Origin of the sequence: Paraburkholderia sp. CI2 (assembly GCF_014201055.1) — a bacterium.
In the GTDB taxonomy this organism is placed as follows: domain Bacteria; phylum Pseudomonadota; class Gammaproteobacteria; order Burkholderiales; family Burkholderiaceae; genus Paraburkholderia; species Paraburkholderia tuberum.
In genome coordinates this window covers 17,728-37,727 of record NZ_JACHDL010000012.1, presented here as the reverse complement: position 1 = coordinate 37,727, position 20,000 = coordinate 17,728, and the positions used below count along the sequence as shown (strand labels likewise).

At 63.4% G+C, this 20,000-nt stretch carries 14 protein-coding genes and 2 pseudogenes; 6 read left to right on the top strand and 10 right to left on the bottom strand.

All coding sequences use genetic code 11. The features are described from left to right. Position 1: 1 nt before the first annotated feature. From HDG32_RS17980 to HDG32_RS17960, 5 genes and pseudogenes are all read right to left on the bottom strand, one after another. Complete coding sequence (locus HDG32_RS17980; RefSeq protein ID WP_184069496.1) at positions 2–865, bottom strand: ABC transporter permease; 864 nt, start codon at positions 863–865, stop codon at positions 2–4. A gap of 261 nt (positions 866–1,126) precedes the next feature. Beyond that, positions 1,127–2,422, bottom strand: a complete 1,296-nt coding sequence (locus HDG32_RS17975; RefSeq protein ID WP_184069494.1) for an MFS transporter — start codon at positions 2,420–2,422, stop codon at positions 1,127–1,129. A 149-nt stretch (positions 2,423–2,571) separates the two neighbouring features. After that, positions 2,572–4,380 (bottom strand): alpha,alpha-trehalase TreA, encoded by a 1,809-nt coding sequence (gene treA / locus HDG32_RS17970; RefSeq protein WP_184069492.1) that lies wholly within the window; start codon positions 4,378–4,380, stop codon positions 2,572–2,574. 353 nt (positions 4,381–4,733) lie between these two features. Continuing rightward, positions 4,734–5,714 (bottom strand): annotated as a pseudogene (locus HDG32_RS17965) (alkaline phosphatase family protein); the annotation flags it as partial. A gap of 292 nt (positions 5,715–6,006) precedes the next feature. Further along, positions 6,007–7,923 (bottom strand): potassium transporter Kup, encoded by a 1,917-nt coding sequence (locus tag HDG32_RS17960; protein ID WP_184069490.1) that lies wholly within the window; start codon positions 7,921–7,923, stop codon positions 6,007–6,009. 404 nt (positions 7,924–8,327) lie between these two features. On the opposite strand from HDG32_RS17960, the gene HDG32_RS17955 reads away from it, so the two are divergent. From HDG32_RS17955 to HDG32_RS17935, 5 genes are all read left to right on the top strand, one after another. Continuing rightward, positions 8,328–9,023 carry a TetR/AcrR family transcriptional regulator gene (locus tag HDG32_RS17955; protein WP_090810826.1) on the top strand — a complete coding sequence of 232 codons (696 nt, stop codon included), beginning with the start codon at positions 8,328–8,330 and terminating at the stop codon, positions 9,021–9,023. Further along, on the top strand, positions 9,020–9,985 hold the full coding sequence (locus tag HDG32_RS17950; RefSeq protein WP_184069488.1) for an HlyD family secretion protein: 966 nt from the start codon (positions 9,020–9,022) through the stop codon (positions 9,983–9,985). The genes HDG32_RS17955 and HDG32_RS17950 overlap by 4 nt, the downstream gene beginning before the upstream one ends. After that, positions 9,982–10,965 carry an ABC transporter ATP-binding protein gene (locus tag HDG32_RS17945; protein ID WP_184069485.1) on the top strand — a complete coding sequence of 328 codons (984 nt, stop codon included), beginning with the start codon at positions 9,982–9,984 and terminating at the stop codon, positions 10,963–10,965. The genes HDG32_RS17950 and HDG32_RS17945 overlap by 4 nt, the downstream gene beginning before the upstream one ends. Before the next feature lie 32 nt (positions 10,966–10,997). Beyond that, complete coding sequence (locus HDG32_RS17940) at positions 10,998–12,113, top strand: ABC transporter permease (protein WP_184069711.1); 1,116 nt, start codon at positions 10,998–11,000, stop codon at positions 12,111–12,113. An 81-nt stretch (positions 12,114–12,194) separates the two neighbouring features. Further along, the gene (locus tag HDG32_RS17935; RefSeq protein WP_260336511.1) at positions 12,195–13,652 is read left to right on the top strand and encodes an efflux transporter outer membrane subunit; all 1,458 of its coding nucleotides are present in this window, start codon (positions 12,195–12,197) and stop codon (positions 13,650–13,652) included. Between the two features lie 444 nt (positions 13,653–14,096). On the opposite strand, the pseudogene HDG32_RS37255 reads toward HDG32_RS17935, so the two are convergent. The 5 genes and pseudogenes from HDG32_RS37255 to HDG32_RS17915 all read right to left on the bottom strand — a co-directional run. Then, positions 14,097–14,296 (bottom strand): annotated as a pseudogene (locus tag HDG32_RS37255) (hypothetical protein); the annotation flags it as partial. A 15-nt stretch (positions 14,297–14,311) separates the two neighbouring features. Beyond that, positions 14,312–15,100 (bottom strand): 3'(2'),5'-bisphosphate nucleotidase CysQ, encoded by a 789-nt coding sequence (gene cysQ, locus HDG32_RS17930; protein ID WP_260336510.1) that lies wholly within the window; start codon positions 15,098–15,100, stop codon positions 14,312–14,314. Positions 15,101–15,131: 31 nt separating this feature from the next. Next, the gene (gene cysC, locus HDG32_RS17925) at positions 15,132–15,749 is read right to left on the bottom strand and encodes an adenylyl-sulfate kinase (RefSeq protein WP_184069479.1); all 618 of its coding nucleotides are present in this window, start codon (positions 15,747–15,749) and stop codon (positions 15,132–15,134) included. 46 nt (positions 15,750–15,795) lie between these two features. Continuing rightward, positions 15,796–17,604, bottom strand: a complete 1,809-nt coding sequence (locus tag HDG32_RS17920) for a carbamoyltransferase C-terminal domain-containing protein (RefSeq protein ID WP_184069478.1) — start codon at positions 17,602–17,604, stop codon at positions 15,796–15,798. Positions 17,605–17,615: 11 nt separating this feature from the next. Next, a complete protein-coding gene (locus HDG32_RS17915; protein ID WP_184069477.1) occupies positions 17,616–18,698 on the bottom strand; it encodes a sulfotransferase in 1,083 nt (360 codons plus the stop codon). A gap of 412 nt (positions 18,699–19,110) precedes the next feature. Between HDG32_RS17915 and HDG32_RS17910 the strand changes: the two genes are divergently transcribed. Further along, complete coding sequence (locus HDG32_RS17910; protein WP_184069476.1) at positions 19,111–19,992, top strand: LysR family transcriptional regulator; 882 nt, start codon at positions 19,111–19,113, stop codon at positions 19,990–19,992. Positions 19,993–20,000: the final 8 nt, after the last annotated feature.

Genomic DNA, 20,000 nt, shown 5'->3' with positions numbered 1-20,000 from the left:
ATCAGATCACCTTGCCGAGCTTCACGAAACGATCGGTGATCAGCATCACGATGCCAAGCAGCACGATCTGCGCGGCCGATACCGCCGCAATGGTTGGGTCGAGATTGAATTCGAGGTACTGCATGATTGCGATCGGCAACGTCGTCTTGCCGGGGCCGACGAGCGGCAAGGTCATCTCGAGGTTCTCGAACGAGACGATGAAGCCGAACAGCGTGGACGCGACGATCGCCGGCCGCAGCATCGGCAGCGTGACGCGCCACAGCGTGCGCCACGCACCGGCGCCGAGATTGCGCGCCGCCTCCTCGACGGTGGTGTCGAGCTGGCCCAGGCTCGCGGTGACGAGCCGGATCGTCCATGGGATCGTCAGGCAGATATGCGCGAGCAGCAGGCCGCCGAATGTGCCGACGATGTCGGTGTCGAGCACATTCTCGGCGCGCAGGTAGAACAGATAGGTCGCAATGCCGGCGACGATACCAGGCACGACTAGTGGCAGCAGCAGCGTGTTGCTGACGAGGCGACGCCCAGCAAACCGGTAGCGCGCAAGCGCGAGCGAGGCGGCGACACCGAGCACCACGCCGCCGATCGCGGCGCCGACCGCGAGCTTCAGCGACAGCACGAAACCATGCGCGAACGCGTCGTTACGCCATGCGTTGACGTACCACGACAGCGTGTAGCCGGACGGCGGGAACGTGATGATCGCGTCCTTGAAGAAGCTCAGCCAGATCACGAAGATCAGCGGGCTCAGCATGAACAGATAGATGAGCGCGACGCCCGCCCTGACGAACCATTTCGCCGGGGACAGACGTGGGTGGGACAAAGCGCGCGCGGAAACGATGCTGCTACCGTCGATCGGAACCTGCGTCACCGCGCTTTCTCCTTGGTCGGGATTACACGTTGGGGTGTGTCCGGCGGAGTGGCGACGTCAGGCCACCCCCGCTTCGCCTCGGCTGGTCACAATGTAAATTTGCATAGCCTGACGAACTGCGATTCACAGTAGCATGAATAAAAAAAGGAGCAAAGCGGGTTCTGGCTAGACGCGCGCTGGGGTTTACGCGGGCGCCGGTCGCCCAGGGGAAAGGTGTTTGCGCAGGAATGGCAAACGTGTTGACCGTCGAGGTGGCTTGTATCAGCGCGCCACCGCTGCCCGTGCCCTGCCCGACTTTACGCGCCAGTTCGCGAGCGCGCCGAGCGCCATCAGCACGCTGGTGCCGAGAAACACCGCGCGCATGCCGACGTGTCCGCCGACGAAACCGCCCAGCAACGGGCCGGCCACCTGCCCCGCGTATTGCGACGACACCGAGTACCCAAGGATCGCGCCCGTCACGCTCGCCGGCACGTTATGGCGGATCACGCTCGCGATGCACGGCAACAGGCCGCCCAGTGCCATCCCCATCAGGAAACGCAGCACGATCAGCTGCCAGCTCGCGCTGACGAACGCCTGCGGAACGAGCAACACCGCCGATACGGCGAGGCAGCCGACGATCACATTCCAGTGCCCGGCGCGATCGGCGAACTTGCCGAGACGCGACGACGAGATCACGCTGCCGAGCGCCGCGCCCGACATCACGAAGCCCGCGACCATCGTCACGCTTTGAGGCTTCGTGAGCTGGGCGACGTAGACGGTGATGATCGGCTCGATCGACATATTCGCGACCATCAGCAGCAGACCCGTGGCAAGCATCGCGATGGCCGGCCGCTTGTCGTCCACCGAGGCCCACGCGCCCTGCTTCGGCGCGCTGTCCGCGCGCTTGCGAACCGGCATTTCGCGAATCAGAAACGCCGTCGCGAGAAAGGCGACGAAGATCGCCGCGCCCGAGGCCCAAAAGGTCGCGCGGATGCCGATCAACGGCGGCAGGAAGCCGCCGATCAGCGGGCCGACCAGATTGCCCGCCATGATCCCCGACGACAGCACGCCGAGCGCCCAGCCCGAACGCGCCTTCGGCGTCTGCGTCGCGACGAGGATCATCGAGCCCGACGCATAGCCGCCGAGCAATCCGGCGAGCAGCCGCAACGCGACCAGCTGCCACGCCGAGTGCGCCATGCCGATCAGCGACATCGCGACCGCCATGCCGAGGCTCGAGCGGATCAGCATCAGCTTGCGGCCGTAGAGGTCCGCGAGCTTGCCCCACAGGGGCGCGACGAGCGCGGCGCTGAAGAAGGTCGCGCCGAACGCGGCGCCGGACCACTGCACGATCGCCGCATGATCCTTTACGCCGAGCTGCTCGACATAGAGCGGCAGGAACGGCAGCAGCAGCGTCATCGCGACGATGGTCGTAAACGAGCCGAACACGCACACGCACAGATTGCGCTGCCAATGCGCGGCGGCTTCATCGCCGGCCGGCGGGGCGGCCTTGGCTATCGCCGTGGCCTGCGCCTGCGGCGGCACCGGTTCGGCCGATGGTACGTCGAGCTTGCGATTCATCTTCGAGGCTTTCCAGGGTGACGAGGGTCTGTTCGAGCTATCCAAAGCATCGTAACGGGCTGCGCCGCCGCCAGGCAGTCAACCCATCATCCTGGTATCGCGACTACCTCTTCGGAACGCGCGGGCCTGGCTGCGCGCCTCGTTTGCAACTAGTGGCCCGCGGGCGACGTGCTATGCGACGTCTGCGGCGCGGCCGCCGCCGATGCCGCCGCATCCGACACCCCCACCGCACCGCCAGGCAGATCGGCCGGCCGCGTCGAACTCACCGCATCCGGATAGAGCTGCATCAGCACGCGCAGCACGCCATTGGTCCAGCCAAAGCCGTCCTGCAGCGGGTACTCGCCGCCCCCCGCCGACTTGCCGCTCGCGTCGACGTCGTACTTCTCGACCAGCTTGCCGGTGCGCTGGTAGTACGCGACGTCGGTGCGGATCCAGCGCGTCGCGATATCGCGCGCGAGTTCCGGCTCGCTATAGCGGCGCAGCCCGATCACCGCGAGGTACTGCAGCGGCGCCCAGCCGTTCGGCTCGTCCCACTGCTGGCCGGTGTTGGTCCGCGTCGTCGCGAGACCGCCCGGACGCAGCAGATCGCGCCGGATCGTCTGCGCCACTTCGCGCGCGTCGTTGCGTGTCGCGACGCCGGCGTAAAGTGGGTACACCGTCGCGGCAGTAAGCCGGTGCGTGAGCGTGCGGTGCACGAAGTCGTAGTCGCCGAAAGCGTGCAGTTGCGGATCCCACAGCACCCGGCGGATCGCATCGGCGCGCACCCGGGCGCGTAGTTCGAGGTTCTCGGCGTGGCCTGCATCGCCGGTCACACGGTAGGCTTTCGCGAGCGTGCGTTCGAGGTCCACCATCAGGCAGTTCAGGTCCACTGGCACTAGCGAGGTCACGTCGATGCTCGCGAGCGTCCTGCCGTCGGCGAACCAGCGCGAGCTGAAGTCCCAGCCGGTTTCGCCGCCCGCGCGCAGGTTGCGCCACAAATCCTGCGCATCGCGTTGCGGCATCCGCTGCGCCGTCATCACATCCTCGCGGTACGACTCGTCGCGCGGCGCCGCGCGCTCGTCCCAGTAGCGATTGAGCAGCGTACCGTCGGCGAGGCGCACGAGATGGTGGGCCGCGTTGCCCGGCGCGAGATGGTCGCTGCCGGCCATCCAGTACGCGTATTCACGGCGCAGCTCGGGCAGATAGCGGGCGTAGACCTGATCGCCCTCCTTGCGCGCGACGAGCTGCACCATCTGCGCGAAGAACGGCGGCTGCGAACGGCTCAGGTAATACGTGCGATTGCCGTTGGGGATGTGGCCATAGCGGTCGATCAAGGTCGAGAAATTGTTCAGCTCGTCGTCGACGAGCGCGTGCTGGCCGCTCGCGTCGAGCCCCAGCAGGATGAAGTACGAGTCCCAGTAGTAGATCTCGTCGAAGCGGTCGCCCGGCACGATGTACGGCGACGGCAGCGGCAACAGCGACGAGTACGGGCTCGCGCTCGCATCCGGTTCGCGGCGCAGCACGCTCCACAGCGTATCGATGTGCGCGGTGACGCTCTCGTCAGGATCGGACGCGTAGCGCTTCGGCGCGCGCGGGGGCAGCGTGAAGCGCTGTTCGACAAATTGTTTCAGGTCGAAGCGCGGCTGAGCACGCTGGCTGTCGTAGTCGGCGATGACCTGGGTCGGCGGCTCGCCTGGCGACATATCGGCGAACGTCTTGCTGTCCGGGTAAAGATGCGCGAGTTCGACGTCGCGATACAGCTCGCCGTACAGCTCGGACGGCGGCGTCGGCACGACCGGCGACGGCTGCGCGTGATTTGTGTTTTCGACGTGCCGGTCCGCTGCGCTGCTGGCGGCATTCGCGGCGGCGGCCGATGCGGGCAGCGTAACGGCCGGCACGGCCGGCTGGGTCTGCGCGACCGTCGGCGCGGATTGCGCAATGACGCTGGTGCTTGCGGCGAGCGCCAGCGCGGCGGCCACGTTGGCTACAACGCGGTGGTATGGCCGCTCGCGGGAACACCAAACGGGAAGATCGTAACGAAATGGCATCGGCGGACCCGTTGAGGACGACGCGGTGACGTCGACGTAGGCGGCCCGCCGCGCGCGCCGATGACATGCTGCACGCTGCCGCGGGGCTTCGAGACGGTCTCGCCAGCAAGCGCGGAGCCCGCTTCGCAAAACGATGTCGCGCGCCAGCGTTTCTCACCAAACTGCGCTCAAGGCATGAGCCTTCATCAGGCCGTGCATCCCGCCGTGCGCGCTGCCATTCAGAATCCAGCGCGGCCCGGTCCGGCGCCGGCTTGCGGCCCGCTCATTTTAAGCGGAAACCCAGCTTAGCCTCCGGTCCGGAATCCTAGTGACGCCGCCTTCGCGCGCAGATCCGCGAAGCGGTCCGCCGTCGGGTTGATCGCCAGCTTTTGCGACTGATCGATCGCCGCTACGGAGCTTGAGGGCGAAGGTGCCGCCGCCCCCAGACAGATCCCGCCGAACGGCCCTTGGGCGACCGTGAACGCGGGAGCGTCGGTGCGCGGCGCGTCGTCGAGATCGAGCGCGTAGGCAAGATTGAACGTCGCCGGATCGCTGCCGCGCACGCCAAGCGGCTGTAAGTCGAAGCGCCATTGCAGCAGCGCGTGAATCGAGCTGGGGTCGAACGGATAGCGCGTGATCGAGTTCGCGCGCACGCGCGGGCCAAGCAGCGCGAGCGGCACGCGAAAGCCGAGCTTGCCGTCGTTGCCGAGTGTGAGCTCGCCGTTGCTGATCGGCCTGGTGGGCGGCACCACGTGCTCGAGAAAGCCGCCCCATTCGTCGTAGACGACGATCATCAGCGTGCGGCTCCACGTCGGGCTCGTGCGCAGCGCCTCGTAGACCTGCGCGAGAAACGCCTCGCCGTCGCGGATGTCGGCATGCGGATGATCGTCGGCGGAAACACCTTCCGGCTCGCCCGCGAAGGACGGATCGACCATGCAGAACGGCGGCAGCGTCCCGGCCGCGGCATTCACGAGGAAATCCGCAAACGGGCGCGAAATGCCCAGATAACGCGTGCCATAAAGCGCCGTGAACGGCACGTCGTGGTAGTAGTAGCGACAGTCGATATTGCCGTCGCTCAGCTTGTCCCAGATCGTGGCGAGCGACGAAGTGTCGGTGCTGTCGTCGAGCCGATCCGTTGCGCCGCTATGCAGATAGAGGCGATTGGGAAAGGTGCTGGTCAGGATGCCGCTGAAGTAGAAGTCGCCGATCGTATAACTGCTCGCCACGGCGTTGAAAAATTGAAGATCGGCCGACGTGTAGTAGCCGATAGGCAGCAGGTCGCACGTGCGTTGCCGCGAGAAGGGCCGCTCGCAAGGATTGCGACGCCGCGAATACTCGACGTATTCGCAAGGAGCATGACGCAGCGAGCGGCCCTTCTCGCGGCAACCCCAGTTCTGAATTTCATTCCAGGGGAATGCCCGCTATCGGCCGCATGGCGGCGGTTACGGTGCTCACGCAGCCTGGTCACGCCAACCAGACTGACGAACTTACAGGAGACCACTCCTACTCGATGCCCGAATTGGCCGAGGAGTATCGAAGCAGGCCCGCCGTTGCTCTACGCTTGCTGAACGGCGCGCTCTAGATCTCCACGCGCGCGCCGACTTCGATCACGCGATTGGCCGGTAGTTTGAAGAACGCCGCGATATTGCCCACGTTGTGCAGCATCACCGCGAAAAGCCGCTCGCGCCATAGCGCCATGCCATGGCCGCGTTTGGGTACCACGGCCGCGCGGCTCAGGAACCACGATGTGTCGTCCAGGTTGAAGGCCAGTTCCGGCGATTTGTAGGCGGCCAGCGTGCGCGGCAAGTCCACTTCGTCCTTGAATCCGTACTTCACCGTTGCGTGCCAGCAACCCGTGCACAGCGGCCTGATCTGCACGCGCTCGCTGTCGGCCACCCACGGCACGTTCTTCGTTATGACGCTCAGGAAAACCGTGCGCTCGTGCAGCACACGGTTGTGCCGCAGGTTGTTGACGAGCGCGTGCGGCACCGCGTCGGCGTCCGGCGTCAGGAAGATCGCCGTGCCGCCCACGCGCGTCGGCGAACTTTCGAGCAGCGCAGCGAGGTACGGCTTGAGCGGCGTCTTTCCCGCCCGCACGCGCGCTTCGGCCAGCATCATTTCCCAGCCGCGTCCCCACGTCGCCATGACCGTGAACACGATCGCGCCGATCACGAGCGGGAACCAGCCTCCATCGACGATCTTGAGCAGATTAGCCGAGAAGAACAACGCGTCGATCACGAAGAAGAACGCGGTGGACAGCAGGCACAGCAGCCAGTTGTAGCGCCACGCGTAACGCACGACGAAGAACGTCAGGAACGTGGTGATGAGCATCGTGCCGGTCACGGCGATGCCATACGCGGACCCGAGCGCCGTGGACGAGCGGAAGCCCAACACCGCCCCAACCACGGCGATCAACAGGATCCAGTTGATGCCGGGCACGTAGATTTGCCCGATCTCGCGCTCCGACGTATGCACGACGTTCATGCGCGGCAGGAAGGAAAGCTGCATGGCCTGCATCGTCATCGAATAGGTACCCGAAATAACGGCCTGCGAGGCGATCACGGTGGCGATCGTCGCCAGCACGATCATCGGCACGATGGCCCACTGCGGGAACAGGCGGTAGAACGGGTTTTGCACCGCGCCGGGATTCGCCAGCAGCAGCGCGCCCTGGCCCAGATAGTTGAGCGCGAGCGCGGGAAAAACGACGCCGAACCAGGTGAGGCGGATGGGTCGCTTGCCGAAATGGCCCATGTCGGCGTAGAGCGCCTCGGCGCCCGTCAGCGAGAGCACCACCGCGCCGAGCGCGACGAACGCGAGCCAGCGGTGATGCATGACGAAGCCGAGCCCTTCCAGCGGATTGAGCGCATACAGCACGACCGGCGCGGCCATGATGTTCGCGACGCCCGCCACGCCGATCACGACGAACCAGAGCACCATCACGGGCCCGAACACGGCGCCGATGCCGCCCGTGCCGTGCTTTTGCGTGACGAACAGGATGATGAGCGCGGCGAGCGTCACTGGAATCACATAGGTCTTGAGCCCGGGCTCGACGACTTCGAGCCCTTCCACGGCGCTCAGCACGGAAATGGCCGGCGTGATCACGCTATCGCCGAAGAACAGCGCCGCGCCCATCACGCCCACCACGAGGAGGCCGCGACGCAAACGCGGCCGCGACGCGATCGACGACGCCGCGAGCGCGAGCAGCGCCATGATGCCGCCTTCGCCATGATTATTCGCCCGCAGGATCAGTACGACGTACTTGAGCGAAACGACGATCATCAGCGACCAGAAGATCAGCGAGACGATGCCGACGATATTGAAAGCATTGAGCGTGAGACCGTTGCTGGGATCGAACACGGTGGCGAGCGTATAGAGCGGGCTCGTGCCGATGTCGCCATAGACCACGCCGAGCGCGGCCAGCGCGAGCGCTGGCAGAGCCGGCGAGGCTTCGCCGTGGCCTTCCTTCGCCGGCGCGGCGGTTGAGGAATGTGCCATGTCTGCCTCCTCATACGAATCGCGCGTGAGCCGTGAGGGCCGCGCCGCGGGTTCGCTTCGATTCTTTCGTTTCGTTGATGTGAATTCGTTTGGGTCGTACGGGCTGGATCGTGCCGCGTGTGCGCTAGAGAAAGTATAGAAATTTCCGGCGAAAATGCGCTTCGCGCGGGGATGCCGGCTGCCGTCCATTGTCAGCTTAACGTCAGGCGGAACGGCGAAAGCGAAGCTACCTAGGCAGTGACGTCGCGCGTTTCCTGACGCGGATCAACGAGAGAATAAAGGCCGTTCGCCGCCAGGGATTTCCCCTCCTTCGCCATACCGGAAAATATCCTAGTATCAACGAGTTAAAACTAACTAACTCATCAATTAGTCTGGTGTCCATGCCGCAAGCCGCCCGTTCCCGAATGGGTCGCCGTCCTCATCCGCAGGACTTCGACGCACGCGAACATCTGCTCGATGTCGCGGTGGCGCTGTTCGCCGAGCGCGGTATCGCCAACACGACGGTTGCGCAGATCGCGGCGGCGAGCGGCGTGACGTCCGCGATGGTGCACTACTGGTTCCAGACGCGCGAAAAGCTGCTCGACGCGTTGTTCGAGGAAAGGCTCGTCGCCGCGTTCGGCGCGATCTGGGACCCGGTCGATCCCGAACACGACGAACCGCTCGCGCTGACGCAAGGCATCGTCAAGCGCATGTTCGATGTCACCGAAACCATGCCGTGGCTGCCTTCGCTCTGGCTGCGCGAGATCGTCAACGAAGGCGGTTTGCTGCGCGAGCGCGCGTTTGCGCGCATCCCCGTGCAAAAGCTCGCCGCGTTCGGTCAGAACATCGCGCGTGGCTGCGCGTCGGGTCAGTTGAACGCCCAGCTCGAACCGTTGCTGCTGTTCAACTCGGTGCTCGCTCTGGTGATGCTGCCGCAGGCAACCGCGAGGATCTGGCAGCGCCTGAATCCGCGTACCTCGTTCGATCGCGCGACGCTCGAACGCCATGTCGTCGCGCTGCTCGCGCAGGGCATGAGCGCAACCACGGCGGTCGAAACCAACGCCAAGGCCGCAACCGGGGCGACGTCCACCGCACGCCGCGCGAAGGGCAAGCCGTCATGAGCGTGTTCGCCAGCTCATCCCGACGTGCCGCGTTGCTCGCGCTGTGCATCGCGTGCGCCAGCTGTTCGCGACCACCGGCGAACACGTGGCAAGGCTATGTGGAAGGCGAGTTCCTGTACCTCGCGTCTTCGCAGGCGGGACAGTTGACCGAGCTCGCGGTCTCGCGCGGGCAGACCGTCGTGCAGAACACGCCGCTCTTCGCGCTCGAAGCGCAGAACGAAACCGACGCCGTCGCGCAGGCGGGCGAGCAACTGCGCTCGGCCCGCGCCCAGCTTGCCGACCTTGGAACCGGCAAGCGTCCGCCGGAAGTCGATGTGACGCGCGCGCAACTCGTGCAGGCCGAAGCCGATGCGACGCGCGCCGCGACGCAGTTCCGCCGCGACCAACAGCAATTCGGCGCGGGCGGCATCGCGCAAAGCCAGCTCGACGACTCGCGCGCGACCGCGTTGTCGAGCGCCGCGCACGTGCGTGAGTTGCAAAGCCAGCTGGCCGTCGCGCGTCTGCCTGGGCGGATCGAACAGATCCGCGCGCAGCAGGCGCAGGTCGACGCGGCGCAGGCCCAGCTCGGCCAGGCCCAATGGAAGCTCGATCAGAAAAGCGTGCACGCGCCGCACGCCGGCCTCGTGTTCGACACGATGTATCGCAGCGGTGAATGGGTGCCGGCCGGCAGCCCCGTCGTGCGCATGCTGCCGCCGGAGAACGTCAAGGTGCGCTTTTTCGTGCCCCAGGGAGTGGTCGGTTCGCTCGCGCCGGGCCGTCGCGTATCGATTCATTGCGACGGTTGCGCGGCCGACGTGCCGGCCGTGCTCAGCTTCATTTCGGACCAGGCGGAGTACACGCCGCCGGTAATCTTCAGCAACGAAAGCCGCGCGAAACTCGTGTTCATGGTCGAAGCCCGACCCCAGACCGCCGATGCGCCGAAGCTGCGGCCCGGCCAACCCGTCACGGTCACGCTGCAATGAGTGCGCCCGCGCCCCCCGGCAATGCCAGCGACCCCGTGTACGCGATCGACGTGCAGGGGCTGAACAAGCATTTCGGCACCAGGCACGTGGTCAACGATGTCACGATGCGCGTGCAGCGCGGTGAGATTTTCGGCTTTCTCGGCCCCAACGGCAGCGGCAAGACCACCTGCATCCGCATGATGTGCGGACTGCTGACGCCCGACTCCGGCAGCGGCACGTGTCTCGGCTACGACATCGTGCGGGACAGCGCGCAGATCAAGCGGCGCACCGGTTATATGACGCAGCGCTTCTCCTATTGGGAAGATCTGACGATCCGCGAAAACCTCGACTTCGTCGCGCGCCTCTACGAGATGAAGAACCGCCGCGAGGCGGTCGATCGCGCGCTCGAACAGCTTGGCCTTCAAAGCCGTGCGAAGCAGTTGGCCGGCGCACTGTCGGGCGGATGGAAGCAGCGTCTCGCGCTGGCCGCGTGCATGCTCCATGAGCCGGCACTGCTGCTGCTCGACGAACCGACCGCAGGTGTCGACCCGAGCGCGCGCCGCGACTTCTGGGAAGAGTTGCACCGCCTCGCGGCGCGCGGCATCTCGGTGCTCGTCAGCACGCACTATATGGACGAAGCGGAACGCTGCCACAAGCTCGCTTATATCGCCTACGGCAAGCTGCTCGCGCAGGGCACGTCGAAACAGGTCATCGATTCGCAAGGGCTCGTGACGTGGGCCGTGTACGGCCAGAATCTCGTCGAGCTCGGCGACCGGCTGCGCCGCTCGCCCGGCGTCGAGCAGACGGTGGCGTTCGGTTCGTCGCTGCACGTGAGCGGTCCGGACACGCCCGAACTCCACGCCACGATCGACCAGCTGGCTCATTCGGACCCGGCGTTGCGGATCGAAAGACAGGAAACCGGCCTCGAGGACGTGTTCATCTTCATGATGAACCGCTCGACCGACAATTACGCAATCCCTTCCGCGGGCAAAGCATCGTGAATTCCGCGCGCCGACTTCCACGCTTTTCGCTGATGCGTTGGTGGAGCGTCGTGCGCAAGGAGTTTTTGCAACTGAAGCGCGACCGCATCACGTTTGCGATGATGATCGTGCTGCCGATCATGCAGATGGCGCTGTTCGGCTTCGCGATCAATACCGACCCCAAGCATCTGCCGACCGCCGTCATCGCCGCCGATCACAGCGAGTTCACGCGCAGTTTCCTGATGGCGATGCGCAACTCCGATTACTTCGACATCGTATCGACGCTGCCCGACGAAGAATCCGGTCGCCGCGCGCTCGCGCAGGGCAAGGTGCTGTTCGTGCTGAATATCCCCGTCGGTTTCACGCGCGATCTGGCCAAGGGCGCGCGGCCATCGCTGCTCGTCGAAGCCGACGCGACGGACCCCACCGCGGTGGGCACCGCGCTCGGCGCGCTGCCGTCGATCGCGCAGTCGGTGTTGCAGAAGGACCTCACGGGTCCGCTGTCGACGCTCGCGGTCGGCCCCGCCGCTTTCGACGTTCAATTGCACCGGCTCTACAACCCCGAAAGCCTGACCCAGTACAACGTGGTGCCCGGCCTGATGGGCGTGATCCTGACGATGACGATGGTGATGATGACGGGCCTCGCGATCACGCGTGAACGCGAGCGCGGCACGATGGAAAATCTGCTCGCCACGCCGGTGCTGCCGCTCGAAGTGATGACCGGCAAGATCGTGCCTTACGTGGCGATCGGCCTGGTGCAGGTCAGCATCATTCTCGCGGCGGCGCGCTTCGTGTTCAACGTGCCGTTCGAAGGCAGTCTGATCGCGCTGTATCTGTCCGCTCTATTGTTCGTTGCGGCCAATCTGACGATCGGCATTACGCTGTCGTCGCTCGCGCAGAACCAGTTGCAGGCCATGCAACTGACGATGTTCTATTTTCTGCCCAACATCCTGCTGTCGGGTTTCATGTTTCCGTTCGCGGGCATGCCGAAGTGGGCGCAGTACATCGGCAACCTGTTGCCGCTCACCTACTTCAACCGGCTGGTGCGCGGCATTCTGCTCAAGGGCGTCGGTTGGGCCGACATGTGGCCGCATGTATGGCCGCTGCTGATCTTTCTGTTCGTCGTAATGGGTATCGCCGTGAAGTTCTATCGGCGCACGCTCGATTGAGGAAGGCCTGCAATGTGTTCCGCTCCTGGCTTTCGTGACGCGGTTTTTCATCGCGCGGCTTGTTGGTCCCAGCGTTCCGCCATGCGCCGGCTCGCCGGCTTCTGCGCAAGCGCGGCATTGTGCGCGTGCACCGTCGGCCCGGATTTCCATCGACCCGACGTGACCCGCGTGTCGAGCTATACCGCCGCGCCGCTTGCGGCGAGCACCGTCGCAGCCGATGGTCCCGGCGGCGCCGCGCAACACTTCGTGCCGACCGAGGTGCCCGGCGACGGCTGGTGGCGCGCTTTCGGCTCGCCGGCGCTGGACGCGCTCGTGCAACAGGCGCTCGACGATAGCCCGACTCTCGCGCAAGCCCGCGCGAAACTCGACGAAGCGCAGCAGGACTATCGCGCGCAGGCGGGCGGCACGCTATGGCCGCAAGTCGATGCGAACCTGTCGACCACGCGCGAGAAAATCGATCCCGAGGCGCTCGGCTTCGGTCAACTGACGCAGGGCCGCGCGTTTGCGCCGTTCACGCTGTATAGCGCACAGGTCACGGTGTCGTACACGCTCGATCTGTTCGGCGCGAATCGCCGCGCGCTCGAAGCGGTGGCCGCGCAGGTCGACTATCAGCAATACGAACTCGAAGCCGCGCGTTTGACGGTCGCGGGCAACGTCGTGACGGCGGCGATCCGGCGCGCGTCGCTCGCGCGGCAGATCGCCCTCACCGAAGCGCTGCTCGCCAACCAGATGCAGCAACTCGATATCGCCGAACGCCGCTATGGCGCGGGCGGCATCTCCGAGGTCGATCTGCTGAGCCAGCGCACGCTCGTGCAGCAAACCCGCGCGACGTTACCGCCATTGCGCACGCAGCTTGCGCAGACCGATCATCAACTCGCGATCTATCTGGGACGCGCGCCGGCGGAATTGGCCACCACCCACGACCTCGCCGCGCTCGACCTCGACACGCTCGTGCTGCCGGCCGATCTGCCGCTGACCTTGCCGTCGACGCTCGCGCAGCAGCGGCCCGACATTCGCGCGTCCGAGGCGCTGTTGCATCAGGCGAGCGCGAACATCGGCGTCGCGACCGCGAACCTGTATCCGCGCATTACGCTGTCGGGCAGCGCGGCGACCGAACGCGTCAACGTGTCCGATCTGCTGACGGGCTTCAACGTGTGGAATTTCGGAGCGGGTCTCACGCAGCCGCTGTTCCACGGCGGTGAACTGCTGGCGCGCAAGCGCTCGTCGGAGGCGGCCTGGCAAGCGGCGCTCGCCGTCTACAAGCAAACCGTGCTGCAAGGACTGCAACAGGTCGCCGACGCTCTGCGCGCGCTCGATCAGGACGCGATTGCATTGCAGGCACTCGACGCCGCGCAGCGCAGCGCACAGCACAGCGCAGGGATCGCCAGCCAGCGGTATGCGGCGGGCGGCATCAGTCAATTGACACTGCTCGATACGCAGCGCCAGGAATTGCAGACCGGACTCGATCGCACCAAAGCCGCCGCGCAGCGTTATGCCGATACCGCCGCGCTGTACCAGGCGCTCGGGGCGCGGCCCTAATGTCGAGATTCACCTAACTTTGAATGTTGCTTACGAACTTTGGACTCACCGGCATTGATGCGGCGCCGATCAAGTCCAGGGCAGGAAGAGCTGGCGCATGAGCGTGAAATGCCGGACCGTGTCGGACAGCGCGAGGGAAGAGTCGTGGGGCAAAGGCGTTCCCGCTCAGTTCGTTTAGGTTTATTCGACGCCTGCCGAGAGGCGCGGAGGCATGCACATTCCTGCGGCCGATGGCAGGCATCGAATAAACCTAAACGGCTTCGGAAGTTCGGCACGGCAGGAGGAAGAGCGAATCGCCGGTGATGACGATCTTCCGGATTCGGCCATGAAGGGACCATCGACGCGTATAGCGAAATCTTCGGCAATCTACGGCGCTCCGCCGTCGACGACCGGAAAAAGTCGAAGGATCTATACGACGACCACAAGGCTTCGATGCGAAAAGTAGTCTTGCGTGAATATCTTGCTGTCCGCAGGGAGACCCACGATCTCGCTATAGCGGGGTAGCTCGCGCTGGAACTCTTCAACTGATACTTGTACATGCGGAGATCGTCGACGCGATCGCTGCCTTCCAGATACAGGTCGCAAGAATTGAGTTCGCGTGTGATCTGATGGAATACGCATAGCTCGAAGAACCGCCGATCCCGGGTGCGCCGACGGCGCTAGATAGAGCCGCTCGGGCCACCCTCCGCGACAAACCACGGATTCGCGAAATCTACGTCGCTGCTCTGCCCGCGCTTGCCGTAAGTCAACACCGTGCCGTCCATCGACATGACGCGACCGCCCGCGGCCGACAGCACCGCGTGCCCCGCGGCGGTGTCCCACTCCATTGTCCGGCCGAGCCGCGGGTAGATATCCGCCGCGCCGCTCGCGATGGCGCAAAATTTCAGCGACGAGCCGACCGACACACATTTTGCGTCGGGGTAGCGCTGGATAAATTCGTCGGTATCGGCCGACGCGTGCGATCTGCTTGCGACGATGGTCGGCGGCTCACAACGGGCGCGCACCGCGATTCGCTGCCGGTTGCGTAATCCGCGATCCGCACCGACCTCCGACATGCACGCGTAACCGGGACGGCCCGAGTACAGCAGGCGCGTCGCCGGTGCAAGCACCACGCCGATCACCGGCGCACCGTCCCGTATCAACGCGATGTTCACCGTGAAATCGTTGCGCCCTGCGATGAACTCCTTGGTGCCGTCGAGCGGATCGATTAGGAAAAAGGCTCGTCCCAGCACGTTGGGCAACATGCCCGCCGACACCGCCTCTTCGGCCACGCACGGCACGCCGCGATACAGCGCCCGCAATCCGTCCACGATGACCACTTCCGCGGCGTAGTCGGCTTCGGTGACTGGCGACCGGTCCGCTTTGTTCCACACAGGGCACCGGTTGTCAAAATACTCGATAATCTTCTCGCCCGCCGCGATGGCGAGCTGCTCGAAACGGTCCAGCATGCCGGCATCCGCCGACAACGCGTCTTCCAGTTCAATCATTCAGATACCCCCGCTCCTTCAACCATACCTCCACTCGCTCGACCGTTTTCTCCACCGAGTGCCCGACGGTATCGAGCCGGATCTCCGGCGACTCGGGCACCTCATAGGGAGAATCGAGCCCGGTGAAGTTCTTGATCTCGCCGCGCAGCGCGCGCGCATACAGGCCCTTCGGATCGCGGCGGATGCACTCCGCAATCGGCGTCTCCACGAACACTTCGATAAACTCGGTCTCGTCGAACAATTCTCTTGCCGCGTCGCGATCCGCGCGAAACGGCGAGATGAACGACACGATGACGAGTAGTCCCGCATCCACCATCAGCCGCGCGACTTCGGCCACCCGCCGGATATTCTCGACCCGGTCGCGGTCCGAGAAACCCAGGTCGCGATTCAACCCGAAACGCACGTTGTCGCCATCGAGAACGTACGCATGCGATCCGCTGCTATGCAAGCGCCGCTCGAGCATCGAGGCAATCGTCGATTTTCCAGACGCCGACAGTCCGGTCAGCCACAACGCGGCCGCCTTCTGGTTTTTCTGTTTTGCACGCGATCGTTTGTCGACATGCATCGTGTGCCAGCAGATATCGCTGCTGGCGATATCGGTCAGGTCCATGTCTTTTCCCTATTCTTTTTAACTTGCCGAAATGCGGGACGCCGCATCAAGAAATGGTATCTAGTTGTGCGTCGCTGCGATTCGCCGCCGACGCGGTCTCAAACGAAGCAGGCGCGCGTTTCGGCGAAGCGGGCAGCACGACCGGTGTGTCGCCCACGGCCATGGGCGTTTTCTCGACGATGAAGTCGCCTATCACCAGCACGTCCAATCCTGTCGAAAAGAAGCAGCGAATCGCATTCAGCGGCGATTCGATGATCGGCTGATCCATGATGTTGAAGCTCGTATTGAGAATGATCGGAATGCCGGACAACTTCTCGAACTCTTTGATCAGACCGTAGTAGCGCCTGCTGGACGTCGCCGACACAGTCTGTAGGCGCGCGGTGCCGTCGACGTGCGTGATGGCCGGCAACAGCGCCTGCTTGTCGGGCAGCACGTCGCACACCATCAGCATGAAAGGCGATTCGCCCGAGAAGTCGAAGAACTTCGACACGTCTTCCGCCGTGATGGACGGCGCAAACGGCCGGAACGACTCGCGATGCTTGACCTCGGCGTTGATCTTGTCTTTCATGCCCGGCAGCGTCGGATCCGCGAGAATGCTGCGGCCGCCGAGCGAGCGCGGACCGAATTCCATCTTGCCCTGAAACCACGCGACGATCTTGCCCTTCCGCAGAATGGACGCGGTTTCGGCGCAGACGTCGGCCGATCTCCGATAAGCCACCTTCGATCGGCGAAGCGCGTCTTCGATCGCCTCGTTCGTGTGTTCGGTGCCGATATACGGGTGCTCATGGTGATAGCGCTTCTCACCCTTGAGCAGGCCGTTGTACAGATAGTACGCCGCGCCGATGCAGGTGCCGTTATCGCCCGCGCCGGGCATCACATAGATGTTCTTGAACTGGGTTTCGCGAATCACGCGTCCGTTTGCGACGCTGTTCAGCGACACGCCGCCGGCGAGCACGAGGTTGCGCGTGCCGGTCTTCTTTTCGAGCACCCGGCATAGCTGCAGGATGCTTTTCTCGATCACCCGCTGAAACGCCGCCGCGACATCCCGGTGATGATCCTCGAACGGCGCGCCGCGCTTGCGTGGCGCGCCGAATGCCTGGTAGAACGCATCGTTGCAGAAGCGGCCGGTGACTTGCGGGAAGTCGAACAGCGACAGATCCAGTTCGATCTCGCCGGCCGCGCTGATCCGCACGAGCGACTTCGCCTTGTCGTAGAAGCGCTCGGGATCGCCACAAGGCGCGAGGCCCATCGTCTTGCCTTCGTCGTAGTTCGGCTTGAAGCCGCAGAACTCCGTCGCTGCGGAATAGAAGCAACCCAGAGAATGCGGAAACAGGCTTTCGCCGAATGCCTGCAGCTTACGGCCCTTCGCATAACCCAGCCATGTGGTCGACCACTCGCCCCAGCCGTCGATCGACAGCAGCGCGGCTTCGTCGAACGGCGAAACGAAATAGCTGCCGCCGATATGCGACAGATGATGATCGATGAAATGCACTTCGGGACGCGCTCCGCGCCGGTCCCACGTTCTGTTGTACCAACTCCAGAACGCTTTCTGCCGCGCTCTCAGTCGCAAGAACTCATAGGAGATGAAAGAGCCCGCGGCCCGGTGCAGCGACGCCGCATACAGTGCCTTCGTGACGACATGCTTTTTCGGATTGAACGAGATCGCGATGTGGTCGATGTCCGATGCTTTCAACCCGCTGCGCGCAAGACAGCTTTCGATCGCGCGCTCCGGAAACTTCTGCGAATGTTTGTCGCCCGTCATGCGCTCGTCTTCCACGGCAACCAGCAGTTCACCATCGGCAACGACACATGCCGACGAGTCATGAAAAATGTAGTTCAGACCAAGGATGTTCATCAGATTGACTCTTACAGGTTGTGTTGGGTTGCGAGACCGTGTTCGGGAGCGCCGGCTCCGATGCGGGCGACGAACGCGCCGAAGGCTTCGAAGCCTTCGATACTGCGCGACGCGTTCACATAGCCGGAATCGCGCCGGTCTTGCTCCGCCTGCATGTCCGCGAGAAGCCGCGCATAGTCGCTGCTCAGCGGCACGCCGATCGCCGCATAAATGCGTTCGACGGTGTTCTGGATTTCCGTCGTGAACTGTTCGAACGTTAGGTAGGTGATCGCGTTGCCTCGCTCCAGCTCCCCGCAAAACCCGATCAGTTTCAAACACTCCTCTTTACGGAACTCCATATTTTCTTTATCCCAATCTGCAATGCGCCGCGGGTCGACGCCGTGCTTCGCTTTTGTACAGATATTCGACATCGTCACGTACGAACTGACAAATCCTTCCGGCGGTCGAACAATAGCCACGAAATTAGCGTCATTGAATTCATCGTGCAATAATTTGTACAGGTCGACACTTTCATTTTCTTTCGTCAACCAGGTCCGGCCGACACCGCGGTAATAAGCGGTCTTTTGAACTGTTTTTTTGAATGTGCGCAAAAGCTTGCGTTTCTCTCTAACGCTCAGGGTTTGCACTTCCATTACACGCTTCAGCACGCCAATAAATGGGAAGCGCCGGAACGTGAAATAATGGTGATACATGCGTTCCTCAAAAAATATTCCGTGCTCCTCGACACTCCCCAACTGGTGTTCGTGAATCTTCGCGGCAAGCCGGCCTAATTCGGTCTTCGGCCAATAGCTGATTCCCTCGGCGCATTTTCGCAAACCCAATATATCGAGGATTTTCCACAGCGTGATGAACGGAAAGCGCCATTCCAGATGTGTCAGGGAAAAGAAGGTATTCGCATCGAGCGACAGCGTCCGCAGCAGGAACGTGGTTCCGCTGCGCGGCTGGCTCATGATGAAAACCGGCCTGGCCAACTTCTGCTGCGTAAACCGTGAAAACAGAATCTCGTCAAGATACCAGAGCACGGTGAAAAACGGTGCATAAATCAATTCCTTGCAAAGATGCCATGCCATGCCGCGCTTCTGATTCAGCGTCACCTCGCGGCTTCGAATAACCTCCCTCGCGACAACAAGAAATGAGCGCCACAAAAAGAACGGACAACAGGCAACCAGAAAAAAATAACTGATCAATACCATAAACAACACCACTCACCCCCCGTACTTCAGTTTAAAAATTAATTCCTTCGGAAGAACGATCTGCGTTATCACGAAATTGACTTTGATTATCATATATCTATGAATGGCCTCGATGCATCCGCAGATTTGCCGTCTTGAACTGCAAAATTGCAGTGCACAACAATCTATACAGACGTGCCTGCACTTAATTATTCATATTGATTTAAAACAGCGGCGCGCGACCAGCGATTTCACATTGTTTGACTATTGGCGCATGCCGGTGATGCCGTTATGATCCGATTCAAACGATAGATCGCGTAAGGAAATACGGTGTATGTCAAAAGAAAACTGGGACGACCTGCGGGTCGTGCTGGCCGCTTCGCGGACCGGCAATTTTGGCGAGGCGGCGCGTCTGCTGTCAGTTAACGAAAGCACGGTGGTCAGGCGGATTGCTCAGGTCGAAGAGCGGTTGGCCGCGCGCCTGTTCGATCGCGTCAAAGGCAAACTGACGCTGACGGATGCGGGCCTCGAAATCGCCAGCCTCGCCGAGCGCATCGAGATCGAAGTGCAAAGCTCCACGCGGACGATTTCCGGCGCCGATGTTCGCGTCGCCGGCACCGTACGCGTCACGTCGGTGCCGATCCTCACCAACCGTATTCTCATTCCGGCGTTGCCGAATCTGCTCGGCCAGCATCCAGACCTCAACGTCGAACTGGTCGCTGAAGCGCGTTCGCTGAGTTTGACCAAGCGTGAAGCGGATATCGCGATTCGCCTCGCGCGGCCGCGCGACGAAGTCAGCGTGGTCGCGAGAAAACTGGGCGATCTGCCGTATGGTGTCTATCTGCGCGAGGGCGCGGCAGAAGACACGCTGCGATGGGTCACCTACGATGATCGGATGAACGATCTGCCGCAAGCGGAGTGGATGGCGAAAACCATCGGACTTGGACAAGGGTCGGCGGGCCAGGTGATGGTCAACGATGCGGAGGCGCTGCTCGCCTGTGTACAGGAAGGTCTGGGCAAAACGCTGCTGCCGGTCGCCGTCGGCGAGAGCATCGGCGGCCTTGTCCGTGCGACGCAATTTCCTTGCGACCTGACACGCGAAATCTGGCTGCTCGTGCATCCCGACCTGCGCAAGCTGAACCGGGTGCGCACGGTTATTGACTGGGCCGCGGCGACGGTGAACGCGCTCGCGTCGCGCCACGCCGCCGGGTGTTGAGGCGAGCG

Coding starts and splice junctions, on each gene's coding strand:
- HDG32_RS17975 (WP_184069494.1), bottom strand. CDS start 2,422: ATGAATCGCAAGCTCGACGTACCATCGGCCGAACCGGTGCCGCCGCAG.
- HDG32_RS17940 (WP_184069711.1), top strand. CDS start 10,998: ATGCGTTGGTGGAGCGTCGTGCGCAAGGAGTTTTTGCAACTGAAGCGC.
- HDG32_RS17950 (WP_184069488.1), top strand. CDS start 9,020: ATGAGCGTGTTCGCCAGCTCATCCCGACGTGCCGCGTTGCTCGCGCTG.
- cysC (WP_184069479.1), bottom strand. CDS start 15,749: ATGGACCTGACCGATATCGCCAGCAGCGATATCTGCTGGCACACGATG.
- HDG32_RS17935 (WP_260336511.1), top strand. CDS start 12,195: ATGCGCCGGCTCGCCGGCTTCTGCGCAAGCGCGGCATTGTGCGCGTGC.
- HDG32_RS17955 (WP_090810826.1), top strand. CDS start 8,328: ATGGGTCGCCGTCCTCATCCGCAGGACTTCGACGCACGCGAACATCTG.
- HDG32_RS17920 (WP_184069478.1), bottom strand. CDS start 17,604: ATGAACATCCTTGGTCTGAACTACATTTTTCATGACTCGTCGGCATGT.
- HDG32_RS17945 (WP_184069485.1), top strand. CDS start 9,982: ATGAGTGCGCCCGCGCCCCCCGGCAATGCCAGCGACCCCGTGTACGCG.
- cysQ (WP_260336510.1), bottom strand. CDS start 15,100: ATGCTGGACCGTTTCGAGCAGCTCGCCATCGCGGCGGGCGAGAAGATT.
- HDG32_RS17960 (WP_184069490.1), bottom strand. CDS start 7,923: ATGGCACATTCCTCAACCGCCGCGCCGGCGAAGGAAGGCCACGGCGAA.
- HDG32_RS17910 (WP_184069476.1), top strand. CDS start 19,111: ATGTCAAAAGAAAACTGGGACGACCTGCGGGTCGTGCTGGCCGCTTCG.